General features: G+C 71.0%; 10 protein-coding genes. 5 read left to right on the top strand and 5 right to left on the bottom strand.

All coding sequences use genetic code 11. The features are described from left to right. Window positions 1-68: 68 nt before the first annotated feature. Genes J7E89_RS06815 through J7E89_RS06795 form a run of 5 tightly spaced genes read right to left on the bottom strand, consistent with a single transcriptional unit; the run spans window position 69 to window position 5,504 of the window. On the bottom strand, window positions 69-1,379 hold the full coding sequence (locus J7E89_RS06815; protein ID WP_214969466.1) for a DUF58 domain-containing protein: 1,311 nt from the start codon (window positions 1,377-1,379) through the stop codon (window positions 69-71). Window positions 1,380-1,392: 13 nt separating this feature from the next. Further along, window positions 1,393-2,367: a MoxR family ATPase gene (locus tag J7E89_RS06810; protein ID WP_214969464.1), complete on the bottom strand. Its 975-nt coding sequence runs from the start codon at window positions 2,365-2,367 to the stop codon at window positions 1,393-1,395. Beyond that, window positions 2,364-3,548 (bottom strand): DUF4350 domain-containing protein, encoded by a 1,185-nt coding sequence (locus J7E89_RS06805; protein WP_214969462.1) that lies wholly within the window; start codon window positions 3,546-3,548, stop codon window positions 2,364-2,366. Before J7E89_RS06805 ends, J7E89_RS06810 begins: the two co-directional genes overlap by 4 nt. Beyond that, window positions 3,545-4,234 carry a DUF4129 domain-containing protein gene (locus tag J7E89_RS06800; RefSeq protein WP_214969460.1) on the bottom strand — a complete coding sequence of 230 codons (690 nt, stop codon included), beginning with the start codon at window positions 4,232-4,234 and terminating at the stop codon, window positions 3,545-3,547. Before J7E89_RS06800 ends, J7E89_RS06805 begins: the two co-directional genes overlap by 4 nt. 4 nt (window positions 4,235-4,238) lie before the next feature. After that, window positions 4,239-5,504, bottom strand: a complete 1,266-nt coding sequence (locus J7E89_RS06795; protein ID WP_214969458.1) for a glycerophosphoryl diester phosphodiesterase membrane domain-containing protein — start codon at window positions 5,502-5,504, stop codon at window positions 4,239-4,241. Window positions 5,505-5,644: 140 nt separating this feature from the next. Between J7E89_RS06795 and mtnA the strand changes: the two genes are divergently transcribed. From mtnA to J7E89_RS06770, 5 genes are all read left to right on the top strand, one after another. Beyond that, window positions 5,645-6,799 carry an S-methyl-5-thioribose-1-phosphate isomerase gene (gene mtnA, locus J7E89_RS06790; RefSeq protein WP_214969456.1) on the top strand — a complete coding sequence of 385 codons (1,155 nt, stop codon included), beginning with the start codon at window positions 5,645-5,647 and terminating at the stop codon, window positions 6,797-6,799. Between the two features lie 4 nt (window positions 6,800-6,803). Beyond that, window positions 6,804-7,493 (top strand): two-component system response regulator MtrA, encoded by a 690-nt coding sequence (mtrA, locus tag J7E89_RS06785; RefSeq protein WP_187281934.1) that lies wholly within the window; start codon window positions 6,804-6,806, stop codon window positions 7,491-7,493. Between the two features lies 1 nt (window position 7,494). Then, window positions 7,495-9,486, top strand: a complete 1,992-nt coding sequence (mtrB, locus tag J7E89_RS06780) for an MtrAB system histidine kinase MtrB (protein ID WP_214969454.1) — start codon at window positions 7,495-7,497, stop codon at window positions 9,484-9,486. Continuing rightward, complete coding sequence (locus tag J7E89_RS06775; protein WP_214969452.1) at window positions 9,476-11,374, top strand: LpqB family beta-propeller domain-containing protein; 1,899 nt, start codon at window positions 9,476-9,478, stop codon at window positions 11,372-11,374. Before mtrB ends, J7E89_RS06775 begins: the two co-directional genes overlap by 11 nt. 99 nt (window positions 11,375-11,473) lie before the next feature. Further along, complete coding sequence (locus tag J7E89_RS06770; RefSeq protein ID WP_214969450.1) at window positions 11,474-12,202, top strand: ComF family protein; 729 nt, start codon at window positions 11,474-11,476, stop codon at window positions 12,200-12,202. Window positions 12,203-12,495 lie beyond the last annotated feature (293 nt).

Below are 12,495 nucleotides of genomic sequence, written 5' to 3'. Positions count from 1 at the left end.
GTGCGGGGCTTTTCTGCGTTCAAGGCCCCGCCGCCCGTCGGCAGGGCCTTTCTGTTTTGCAGGGGCCCTTACAGGCGGCCTGCCGCTTTCAGGGCGAGGTATGCGTCAGCGAGAGCCGGGGCCAGGTCGTCGGGGGTTGCGTCGACGACTGTGACGTTGTGGCGGGTAAGTTTCTCCGCTGTGCGGCGGCGCTGTTCCTGGGCCTGAGTCGCGGCGGCGGCTTCGTAGACCGCGTCGACTGTGCCGCGGCTGGCTGCCATTTCCTCGACGCGGGGATCGGCTACTGACGCCACCAGGACGGTGTGGCGTTGGGTGAGCTGCGGAAGTACGGGGAGGATGCCTTCCTCCACCGGGGCCGCGTCCAGGCCGGTCAGTAGCACGACCAGGGAACGTCGGGGGGCGTTGGCCAGTGCCGCGGCGCTGAGGCCCCGGGCGTTGGTTTCGACCAGCGCGGGCTCCAGCGGGGCCAAGGCGTTGACCAGGGCCGGCAGGACGTCGCCTGCGGTTCGGCCCTGGACCTGGGCGCGGATGCGGCGGTCGTAGGCCAGGAGGTCGACGCGGTCGCCCGCGCGTGAGGCCAGAGCGGCGAGGAGAAGGGCGGCGTCCATGGAGGCGTCCAGGCGCGGTACGTCGCCGACGCGGCCTGCCGAGGTGCGGCCGGTGTCGAGGACGACCAGGATGTGCCGGTCGCGTTCCGGGCGCCACGTGCGTACGGCGACGGTGTTCTGCCGGGCGGTGGCGCGCCAGTCGATGGAGCGGGTGTCGTCGCCGGGAACGTAGTCGCGGAGGCTGTCGAATTCGGTGCCCTCGCCGCGCCTCAGGACGCTGGTGCGGCCGTCGAGCTCGCGGAGGCGGGCCAGCTTGGACGGGAGGTGCTTGCGGCTTGTGAAGGGCGGCAGGACGCGGATGGTCCACGGGACTCGGTGGCTGCCCTGGCGGGCTGCCAGGCCGAGCGGCCCGTAGGAGCGGACGGTGATCCGTTCGGCGTGGCTGTCGCCCCGGCGGGTGGGCCGCAGGGCAGTGGTGAGGCGGCGGCGCTCTCCTGCAGGGATGGTCAGCTCGTGGCGTGAGGCTGCCTGTTCGGTGCCGGTGGGCCAGCTACTGGGCGGCCAGGCGTCGCGGAGCTGGGCACGCAGGGGGCGGCCCGAGGGGTTCGTGACGGTCAACTGGATCTCGGCATCGTCACCCAATCGAACTGACGTGTCACCACTTCGGGTGAAACGGAGCTTTCGCACTGGCGCGGCCAGGGCGTAGTCGCACAGAATTGCGAGCGTGAGGGGAGCGTTCACGGCGAGGACCCCGGACCAGTTCGGCGCGAGGATGCCGATGGGGATCGCGCCGAGAGCGGCGAGGAGTGCGGTTCGTCCGGTGAGGGCCACGGTCATCGCCTCGTCAGCGGGGGACGGGGACGTGGGCCAGGATCGCGGTGATGACGGAGTCGGCGGTGACTCCTTCCATCTCCGCCTCGGGCCGGAGCTGGATGCGGTGGCGCAGGGTGGGCAGCGCGAGGGCCTTCACGTCGTCGGGGATGACATAGTCCCGGCCGGTGAGCCAGGCCCAGGCACGGGCGGTGGAGAGCAGAGCGGTGGCGCCTCGGGGTGAGACGCCGAGAGTGAGTGAGGGGGATTCTCGGGTGGCACGGCAGATATCGACGACGTAACCGGTGATCTCGGCGGAGACTGCGGTCTTGGCCACGGCAGCACGGGCCGCTTCCAAGTCGGCGGTGTTGGCGGCGGGGCGTAGGCCGGCTGCGTGCAGGTCGCGGGGGTTGAAGCCCTCCGCGTGGCGGGTCAGGACGCCGATCTCGTCCTCGCGGGACGGGAGCGGGACGGTGAGCTTGAGGAGGAAGCGGTCCAGTTGCGCCTCGGGGAGGGGGTAAGTGCCCTCGTACTCCACGGGGTTCTGGGTCGCGGCGACCAGGAAGGGGTCGGGCAGGGGGCGGGGCGTTCCGTCGACGGTGACCTGGCGCTCCTCCATTGCCTCCAGGAGGGACGCCTGCGTCTTGGGGGGCGTGCGGTTGATTTCGTCCGCGAGGAGGAGGTTCGTGAAGACGGGGCCGGGCTGGAAGGAGAACTCGGCGGTGCGGGCGTCGTAGACCAGAGATCCCGTGACGTCGCTGGGCATGAGGTCGGGGGTGAACTGGACGCGCTTCGTGTCCAGTTCGAGGGAGGCCGCGAGGGCGCGGACCAGCAGCGTCTTGGCTACTCCGGGGACTCCTTCGAGCAGGACGTGGCCTCGGCAGAGCAGGGCTACGACGAGTCCGGTGACAGCGGGATCCTGGCCGACCACGGCCTTCGCGATCTCGGTGCGCAGGGCTTCGAGGGAGGCTCGGGCGCTGTCTGGGTTCTCTGCGGGCTGGGCGCTCATGAAGCGCGTACCTCCCTTTCGAGGGCGTCGAGTTCGTCTGCCAGGCGGATGAGGCCGGCGTCGTTGGAGGGTGCGGTGCCGAAGAGAAGGGCGGGGAGGTCCCGGCCGGTCGTCGGCAGGTGGGCGGAGACGGCTGGGATCAGGGCGTCGGAGGCGTGCGCCCGGGAGGCGGGCACGCCGAGAAGGGGGGCCAGGCGAGTGCGGGTTGCCGAGCGGAGGGCCGAGGCTGCGCGGTCGCGGGCGTCGGCTCGGCGGTAGAGACGGGCGCGGCCCTCGGTGGTCTCGGAGGCCCGGACGGCTACCGGGAGCTGTTCGGTGACGAGGGGGCCCAGTCGGCGGCCGCGCCAGATGGCGGTGAGTACGGCGGCGAGGGTGAGTTGGAGCGTTCCCCAGAGCCAGCCGGGAGGGGCCAGGTCGTAGAAGCTGCTTTCGCCACCGTCGGTGGCCGAGGCGTCGCCGAGCGAGGGGAGGTACCAGACGAGATGGGGCCGGGAGCCGAGGAGTTGAAGGGCGAGCGAGGCGTTGCCCTGTTCGTCGAGGCGGTCGTTGTAGAGGATGTCCGGCGCGCCGAGCAGGACGGTGTCGCTGCCTGCGGTGTGCGGTACGCGCAGGACGGTGGCGAGGCCGTCGCTGGGGTAGCAGGCGTCGGCGTCGGGGGCTTCGGTGGTGTAGCGGAGTCCGCCGGTGTCGGCGTCGCCGGCGCGGAGCGCGGCAGGCAGCGAGCACTGGGGGGAGTGCGGCGACACGGTGGTGCGCCGCTCGACGCGCACGCCCGGAGCGAGAGTGGGGACCGAGGGGGCGCCGGGCGCGAGGAGCACCGTACGGGACGCGGATTCCTGCATGGTGGTGCGGAGTTGGCGCTGCTGCCGGGGTGTCAGGAGATTGGGGGCGGTTACGAGCAGAGTGCTGTCGGCGGTCGCCGCGGCCGTGGCTTCGTCGAGGTTGGTGACCACGTGGGTGCTGACACCACGGGCCTTGAGGAGTTCGGCTGCGGCGCGGCTGCCGTGGGGGTCGGCGGAGCGCGGGTCGAGTCGGCCGTGCTGGTCGCCGGAGCGTACGGCGGCGATGGCGATCCCGGCGACGAGGATGACGACCAGGCCGAGGAGGAGGCCGCGGGCGCGTGTCCAGATCTGGCGGGCGGTGGGGGAGGCCGAGGTGGAGCCAGTGCGAGCTCCGGTCATTCCGAGGCTCCTTGGGCCGCGGAACCGAGCAGCGGCTTTGTGCGCTCGACGGCGGAGTCGAGTTCGCTCAGGCGCTGGTACGCCTGTTGGTCGGCGGTGCGGCCGCCGTATGTGACGTCGTCGAATTCGCGGGCGGCGGCGCGCAGTCGGGCGGCGTGGCCGGGGAGGGACTGTCCGGCTTCAGAGGCGGCCTCGTCCGCGGTGCGGCCGGGGCGCGGGTCGAGGAGGGCGCGCTCTTCCAGGGAGCGTACGACGGCCCGCATCCGTTCCTGGACGGCCTGGTTCCAGCGGTGTGAGGCGGCGTGTGCCTCGGCGGCGGCGCGGTGCTCCGCCGCGCTGCGCGGGCCTTCGTCGAACAGCGTCCCTTCAAGGGAAGGGGTGCGTTGGGGGGTGCCGAGCCGTAGCCACAGGCCGGCGGCGAGGAGCACGACGAGCACGACGACGACCACGAGCCCCACCGCGCCTCCCGGTGTGGCCCCGGACGCCGCGCTGAACAGGTCGTTGACCCATTCCCAGAAGCGGTCGATGGCCCGTTCGAGGAAGCTCGGGTCGTTCTCGTGGTACATCGGCTTGGACAGTTCGCGCTCTGCGGCCTCTCGGGCCGGGACGCGTGGAATGTCCACCGGTACGTCGTCACTTGCGCGAGCCCGGAGGCTCGCTGTTGTCCTGCCCCCCGCTGTGGACACCGCATCAGCTCCCGGGTGTGGTGTCGGTGGGCTGCTGGGGGCCGTAGCCGGGGATGCCGGCGGCGCGGGAGAGTTCGAGGTCGAGAGCCTCGCGGCGGATGCGCTGGTCGACGTAGAGCAGGACCGTCACGCCGGCGTTGATCGGGTAGGTGATCGAGGCGGCGATCACGGCGCCGATGCCGGTGATGATCAGGAAGGGCCAGCCGAATTCCGGAGTCTCCCCGGTGAACAGTCCGTCCAGGCCGTCGTCGGCGGCGTAGGCAATGAGGCCGAACGGCACGGCGATGATCATCGACACGATGAAGGTGAGCAGCATCGTGAGCAGCATGATGCCGAAGACCCGCCACCAGGCGCCGCTGACCAGCTTGGCCGAGCGGCTCAGCGACTTCTTGATGCTCTGCCTCTCCAGCATCAGGGCGGGCGAGGCGAGGCTGAAGCGGACCATCAGCCACAGGACGGCGACGAAGGCCGCCGTACCGAGGAGGAGCGCGAGGGTGATGCCTGCCGCGCCGCCCAGCAGGAGGCCGGGGAGGATGCCGACCGTCATGATCGCGGCGGCGAGGAGGGGGAGCAGCAGGGTCAGGCCGAGCAGCTGGGGCAGCTGGGGCTTGGCCTCGCGCCAGGCGTCGGCGAGTGTCACCGGGCGGCCGAGCACGGAGCGGCTGATCACCATGGTCAGCAGAGCCGTGGTGAAGAGTGTGCCGATGAGAGCGATCGCGAACGTGGGGGCCGCGCTGACCAGGGTGCTCCGCATCGCCTCGAAGGACTGGCTGAGGGCTTCGGACGGCGTGGCGTTCGGGTCGACCTCGGGCGGCGCGGGGAGCAGGTAGCGCTGGATCAGGATGTCGCAGATCTGGGTGATCACCGCGACGGTGACCGTGATGCCGAGGACCGTGCGCCAGTGGGCGCGCAGCGTCGACACCGCTCCGTCGAGGATCTCGCCGATGCCGAGCGGGCGCAGCGGGATCACTCCGGGCTTGGCGACGGGCGCAGGACCGCCCCAGCCGCCGCCCTGGGGCCTGCCGCCCCAGTTCGGTGCCGGCTGCTGCTGCGGGGGGCCGGGGTGCCCGCCAGGGCCGCTGGGGGCGGACCACTGGCCTGCCGGGGGCTGCTCCTTCGACCACTTCGATACGGGATTGCTCTGATCGGCGGGCTCGGCGGGCTCGGCGGGCTCGACGGTCTCGGCCGGCTCGGCGGGCCGTGGCACGGCCGGCTTCTGACCGTCGGAGGGGGCAGATCCGGGCGAGGCCCAGCCCGGAGAGTCGTTCATCGTCGCTCCTTCACGGTGCCCGTCCGCGGTTGCGGCGGCAGGTTGGCAGCCATCGTGTCATGGGGCACTTGTCGGCGGACCGGGGCCCGTATCTCCTGTGCACCTTCAATTGTCGGTGCCTCAGCGGGCAGACTGGGCAGATGGCTGATCAGGACGCGCAATTCCCAGCGGGCGCCGAGCCGCCCCCGCTCCCTACGCTGCGGTGGGAGGAGCCGCCCGAGGGTCCCGTGCTGGTGCTGCTCGACCAGACGCGGCTGCCCGCGGAGGAGGTCGAGCTGGTCTGTACGGATGTGCCTGCGCTGGTGCAGGCCATCCAGACGCTCGCTGTTCGTGGAGCGCCCGTGCTGGGGCTCGCCGGTGCCTACGGGGTGGCGCTGGCTGCCGCGCGGGGGTACGACGTGGACGAGGCCGTGGGGCTGCTGGAGCGGGCGCGGCCCACCGCCGTGAACCTCGGGTACGGGGTGCGGCACGCGGCAGCGGCGTACCGGGCGGCCGTCGAGAAGGGGGCGGGCGCCGAGCGGGCGGCTGCGTCGGCGCTGGTCGCCGCGCGGGAGCTGCACCGGGCCGATGCCGAAGCCAGTGCGCGGATGGCTGCGCACGGGCTGGCCCTCCTGGAGGAACTACTGCCGGGAGGGGGGCACCGCGTACTGACTCACTGCAACACCGGGGCGCTGGTCTCGGGCGGTGAGGGCACGGCGTTCGCGGTGGCGCTGGCCGCACACCGGACGGGCAGGCTGCGGCGGCTGTGGGTCGACGAGACCCGCCCGCTGCTGCAGGGCGCGCGGCTCACGACGTACGAGGCCGCACGGCACGGCATGGCGTACACGCTGCTCACGGACAATGCGGCGGGTTCGCTCTTCGCCGCCGGTGAGGTGGACGCCGTACTCATCGGCGCCGACCGGATCGCGGCCGACGGTTCGGTGGCCAACAAGGTGGGGAGCTATCCGCTCGCGGTGCTGGCCAAGTACCACCACGTTCCGTTCATCGTGGTCGCGCCCGTGACCACGGTGGATCTGGGCACTCCGGACGGTGCTTCCATCGAGGTGGAGCAGCGGTCGGGGCAGGAGGTGACAGAGTTCACGGTGCCGTCGGTCCCGGTGGCTGGATCTGATGCCGGGATGGGGGCCGGGATGCCTGTGGCGCCGTTGGGGACACAGGCGTACAACCCGGCCTTCGACGTAACGCCGCCAGAACTGGTGACCGCGATCGTCACGGAGCAGGGTGCAATTTCCCCGGTCACGGGGGCCGCACTGGCAGACCTGTGTGCCAGGTCACGCCAGGTAACGATTAGCTAATGGGATGATGTCGTTTATGAAGGGACGCGTCCTTGTCGTCGACGACGACACCGCACTGGCCGAGATGCTCGGCATTGTGCTGCGTGGTGAAGGATTTGAGCCGTCGTTCGTAGCGGATGGCGACAAGGCACTGGCCGCATTCAGGGAGGCCAAGCCTGACCTGGTGCTGCTGGATCTCATGCTGCCCGGACGGGACGGCATCGAAGTCTGCCGACTGATCCGGGCCGAGTCCGGGGTGCCGATCGTCATGCTCACCGCCAAGAGCGACACCGTAGATGTGGTGGTGGGGCTGGAGTCCGGCGCTGACGACTACATCGTCAAGCCGTTCAAGCCCAAGGAGCTCGTAGCCCGTATCAGGGCGCGACTGAGGAGGTCGGAGGAGCCGGCGCCGGAACAGCTGGCAATCGGAGACCTGGTCATTGACGTGGCCGGTCATTCCGTGAAGAGGGAGGGGCAGTCCATCGCCCTGACGCCGCTCGAGTTCGACCTGCTGGTCGCGCTCGCCCGTAAGCCCTGGCAGGTGTTCACCCGCGAGGTGCTGCTGGAGCAGGTGTGGGGTTATCGCCATGCCGCGGACACCCGGCTGGTCAATGTCCATGTCCAACGGTTGCGGTCGAAGGTCGAGAAGGACCCGGAGCGTCCGGAGATCGTTGTGACCGTCCGCGGGGTCGGTTACAAGGCCGGACCGAGCTGATATGAGCCGAGGCAGCGCTGCTCCGATGCCCGGGGGGGAGCCGGGAGTCCGTACGGGGCGGGCTGCCGGTCCTCGGCGAAGGACGTCCAGGATCGGACGTTTCGTGCAGGGCGGTCCGGCCCTGCGTCTCTTCGCGCGCTGGGTGCGGCGGCCGCTGCTGCCTTCGCTGCGGCTGTGGCGGCGGAACATTCAGCTGCGCGTGGTCGTCGGTTCACTGCTGATGTCGCTCGGTGTGGTGCTGCTGCTCGGCTTCGTGGTGATGTGGCAGGTGCGTAATGGCCTGCTCGACGCGAAGCAGGAGGCTGCCCAGAGCCAGGCGGCCGGTGGATTCGACGTGGCGGAGGAGAAGGCCCGTACCGTCGCCGGAACGGGCTCCGGAGAAAGCTCGCAGGCCAGGGCCACCGCTCGCAACTCCACCAACTGGAGGACCGAGCTCGTGGAGCAGCTCGCCAGCGGCGGCCGGCAGGCATTCCACGTGGTGGCGCTCAGTGCTGATTCGGACGACGAGAGTTCCAGCAATCGCGGGCCCCGCGCGTCGGGCGGCGTGAACCAGAGCGCGAGCGTGCCGCAGAAGCTTCGGGACGCGATCGATCAGGGGACCGGCAAGGCGCACAAGGCTTTTGTCCGGATTACGTACACGGACGCGCAGGAGCCGTCCGAGCCCGGTCTGGTCATCGGGAAGCAGTTGAATGACAACAGCGGCCAGCCGTATCAGCTCTACTACCTCTTTCCGCTGACGCAGGAGGAGGAGTCGCTCAGCCTGGTGAAAACCACGCTCGCCACCGCGGGGGTGTTCGTTGTCGTGCTGTTCGGCGGCATCGCCTGGCTGGTCGTGCGGCAGGTCGTCACGCCTGTGCGGATGGCCGCCGGGGTCGCCGAGCGGCTGTCCGCCGGCCGGCTCCAGGAACGTATGAAGGTCACGGGTGAGGACGACATCGCGCGGCTCGGCGAGGCCTTCAACAAGATGGCGCAGAACTTGCAGGTCAAGATCCAGCAGCTGGAGGAGCTGTCCCGGCTCCAGCGGCGCTTCGTGTCGGACGTCTCGCACGAGCTGCGTACGCCGCTGACGACCGTACGGATGGCCGCCGACGTCATTCATGAGGCGCGTTCCGACTTCGATCCGGTGACGGCGCGGTCCGCCGAGCTGCTCGCCGGACAGCTGGACCGCTTCGAGTCGCTGCTCGCCGACCTGCTGGAGATCAGCCGGTTCGACGCGGGTGCGGCGGCTCTGGAGGCGGAGCCGATAGACCTGCGTGAGGTCGTACGCCGGGTCATCGAGGGAGCCGAGCCGCTGGCCGAGCGCAAGGGGACCCGGATACGGGTGACCGGTGATGAGCAGCCCGTGGTTGCCGAGGCCGATGCGCGGCGGGTGGAGCGCGTACTTCGAAATCTTGTCGTCAATGCCGTAGAGCACGGTGAGGGCCGGGATGTTGTTGTCCGGCTGGGCGCCGCGGGTGGGGCTGTCGCCGTGGCGGTCCGTGACTACGGGGTCGGGCTGAAGCCGGGGGAGGCGACGCGGGTGTTCAACCGGTTCTGGCGGGCCGATCCGGCGCGTGCGCGCCACACGGGTGGTACCGGCCTCGGCCTGTCCATCGCGGTGGAAGACGCGCGGCTGCACGGCGGCTGGCTTCAGGCGTGGGGAGAGCCGGGCGGCGGATCGCAGTTCAGGCTCACCCTGCCGCGTACGGCGGACGAGTCGCTGCGCGGTTCGCCCATTCCGCTGGAGCCCGAAGATTCGCGGCGTGCGCGCGAGCGCGCGGAGGCGGACAGCCGGGTGACGGGGGACCGGCCGGGCGGCGGTGCCAACCGGCTCGCGAGGGTGCCCGCACAGCCGAGCGCCGAGCGGTCGCCACTGCCCGCAGCGACGCGACCGGCGCCGGCGGCGGATCCGACGGCGCTGCCGGGCAGTGGTGCCCGGGTCGTGGCGCGGTCGTCGGGCGACGTTGACAGTGCATCGCAGGCGGAGCGGAAGGACATCACCCGTGGGCACTGAGCGATTGCGCGGCGGCCGCTGGCGGGTGCCGCGGACGACGGTGCTGCTGGGGTGCGGTGGTCTGCTGCTGCTGACCGGCTGCGCGTCCATGCCGGACAACGGCGACGTGGAGGCCGTGGAGGCGTCCCCGCGCGGTGACTCGCAGGTGCGGGTGTACGGGATGGCGCCGAGGAAGGGTGCCCAGCCGAACGAGATCGTCGAGGGTTTCCTGGAGGCGATGACGGGCGACGACCCCCAATTCGCCACGGCCCGTAAGTACCTGACGAAGAAGGCATCCCAGGAGTGGGACCCGACGCACGTCACGGTGCTGGACGACGGCCCGGTGCCGCAGGACCAGCGGGCCAATGACCGCGAGGGCGGGGCCTATACGTACGCGCTGACCGGCACGAAGATCGCCGAGGTGAACGAGCAGCGCGCGTACCAGCCGGTCAACCGCTCGTACCGCGAGACGCTCCATCTCAGCAGGCAGAACGGTCCGGATGGCAAGGAGTGGCGAATCGACGGCCTGCCGCAGGGGCTGGTGCTCGGTGAGTCGGACTTCGAGCGCATCTACCGCTCCGTCAACAAGTACTACTTCGCTTCCGGTACGTCGTCGGAGGGGGCCGGCGCGGCTCACCCGTGGCTGGTCGCCGACCCCGTGTACGTACGCAAGCGCATGGACCCGCAGACCCAGATGGATCCGGTGACGCAGACGGTCGAGGCGTTGCTGAGCGGGCCGACCAACTGGCTGAAGCCGGTGGTCGGTTCCAGCTTCCCCACGGGTACGGCACTGAAGCTGGAGGACGGCGCCAAGTCCCTGGCGTTCGACGACCGGAACGCTCTCAAGGTGCCGCTCAACGGGAAGGCGTCCAACGTCGGCCAGAAGCGGTGCAGGGAGATGGCCGCCCAACTGCTCTTCACGCTGCGGGACCTGACGTCGTACCGGGTCGGGCAAGTGGAGTTGCAGCGGTCGGACGGTTCGACGCTGTGCGTGCTCGGCGGGGACCAGGCGGAGGACTTTGCTCCGGAACGGGCTTCGGGGAGCCCGGACTATCAGTACTTTCTCGACCCCAAGCAGCGTCTCGTACGGATGGTGGCAAGCACCGAGAACACCGGCGCCGACGATGAGGCCGACCCCGTGCCGGGTCCGCTCGGCAACGGCGAACGGCATCTGAGCGCGGTCGCGGTGGCGCGCAACGAACGGCACGCGGCGGGGGTCTCGCAGGACGCGCGCTCGCTGTATGTGGCGTCCGTCGTCTCGGACAGCGAGCCCGAGGAGCCGGTGCTGACCAGCGGCGGCAAGCAGGAGAAGGACCGCCTCTCGGCGCCTAGCTGGGACGGGCGGGGCGATCTCTGGGTGGCCGACCGGGACCCGCGTCAGCCGCGGCTGCTGCGGCTGGCGGGCGGCGAGGGGAAGGCGGAGGAGGTCAAGGTCGTCGATGGCCTTGACGGCCTCGACGGGGCCCGTATCGAGGCGCTGAAGGTGTCGGCGGACGGTGTACGGATCGCGCTGCTGGTGACGCAGGACGGCCGGACGACCCTGAAGCTCGGCCGGGTCGAGCGGCACGGGCCTGTGGACAAGCCGGAAGTGTCCGTTGTCGACCTGCGGCCCGTCGCGCCTCAGATGGAGGAAGTGACGGCCGTGTCGTGGGCCGGGCGCAGCCGCCTGGTGGTCGTCGGCCGAGAGTCCGGCGGGGTGCAGCAGCTGCGGTATCTGCAGACGGACGGTTCGACGTCGGACGCCCAGTCGGTGCCGGGCGTGAACCGGGTGACGGCGGTCGCTTCGGCGGACGACGACCGGCTGCCGCTGCTGGCGCACTCGGTGGAGGACGGCATTGTGCGGCTGCCGCCCGGCGCGAACTGGAAGACAGTGGTCAGCAAGGGGTCGTACCCGGTCTATCCGGGATAGCCGTCCGCGGCCCACGCGCCGGGGGCCTGCAACCGGCCCCGGCAACCGGGTTTTCCACAGGGGTGGTTGCGGCGCGCTCCGCTGGGCACAGTGGAGTCCATGCACGGGTGGTGGCGGGAGGTCGCCGGTCTGGTGCTGCCGGTCGCGTGCGGCGGCTGCGGCAGGCCGCGCACAGTGCTGTGCGCCGAATGCGGGCAGGCATTGTACGGCGCCCGGGCGCGCCGGGTGCGCCCGTCGCCGGAGCCGGCGGGGCTGCCGGTGGTCCATGCCGCCGCTCCGTACGAGGACGCGGTACGCGCCGTGCTGCTCGGGCACAAGGAGCGGGGCGCACTGGGGCTCGCGGGGGCGCTCGGCAGCGCACTGGCGGGCGCGGTGCGGGCCGCGGTGACCGGGCCGCGGGCCGGGACGGCGGGGCCGCTGCTGCTCGTACCCGTACCGTCCGCGCGCGGTGCGGTCAGGGCGCGCGGGCATGATCCGGCGCGCCGGATCGCGCTGGCTGCCGCCGGGGAGCTGCGGCGCGCCGGAGTGCCTGCCCGGGTGCTCGCCGTGCTCAGGCAGCGGCGGGCGGTGAGTGACCAGGCGGGCCTGAGCGCCCGCGAGCGGGCGGCGAACCTGGCGGGGGCCCTGGAGGTCGTCGCGGGCGGCGGGCGGCTCCTGGAAGGCGGCCTGGCCGTACTGGTGGACGATCTCATGACAACGGGGGCCTCGCTGGCGGAGGCGGCCCGTGCACTGAGTGCCACCCAGGAACGGCTGATTTCCGTATCCGCACAGGTGAACGCGGCCGTAGTCGCGGCACCGGCGCTCTCGTTCGAAATAAACCGGAACTGACGGGGAACTTGGATCGTTGCTGGTGGACAGAGGGGAAATGCACTTGAACGGAGGTACGCGCCGGTAGCGGGTGCCGACAAGCGTCCGAGCGAGCTATGTTCGGTTGTGAGGAAAAGCAGACCCTGTGCCTCACTTATTGGGACAGCTGCGCTTCGGGTTTTCCCTTCAGCCCGAAGTCGATGGGGTGGGGATCTTGTCGACTGGGGAGGAGGAGGTGAAAGTCACCAAGTCCGAGGTTCCGGTGCTCACCGGAACCTGGTGCGAAAGGGAGACGCTCCGCAGCTGAAGCGGGG

Source organism: Streptomyces sp. ISL-100 (assembly GCF_018614615.1).
GTDB lineage: Bacteria > Actinomycetota > Actinomycetes > Streptomycetales > Streptomycetaceae > Streptomyces.
The sequence above is the reverse complement of the archived record's forward strand: the minus strand, read 5'-3'. Positions and strand labels throughout refer to the sequence as shown.

Bases quoted from the DNA above. Each gene is read 5' to 3' on its own strand.
- J7E89_RS06810 (WP_214969464.1), bottom strand. From the start codon at position 2,367: ATGAGCGCCCAGCCCGCAGAGAACCCAGACAGCGCCCGAGCCTCCCTC.
- J7E89_RS06805 (WP_214969462.1), bottom strand. From the start codon at position 3,548: ATGACCGGAGCTCGCACTGGCTCCACCTCGGCCTCCCCCACCGCCCGC.
- J7E89_RS06795 (WP_214969458.1), bottom strand. From the start codon at position 5,504: ATGAACGACTCTCCGGGCTGGGCCTCGCCCGGATCTGCCCCCTCCGAC.
- mtnA (WP_214969456.1), top strand. From the start codon at position 5,645: ATGGCTGATCAGGACGCGCAATTCCCAGCGGGCGCCGAGCCGCCCCCG.
- mtrA (WP_187281934.1), top strand. From the start codon at position 6,804: ATGATGTCGTTTATGAAGGGACGCGTCCTTGTCGTCGACGACGACACC.
- mtrB (WP_214969454.1), top strand. From the start codon at position 7,495: ATGAGCCGAGGCAGCGCTGCTCCGATGCCCGGGGGGGAGCCGGGAGTC.
- J7E89_RS06770 (WP_214969450.1), top strand. From the start codon at position 11,474: ATGCACGGGTGGTGGCGGGAGGTCGCCGGTCTGGTGCTGCCGGTCGCG.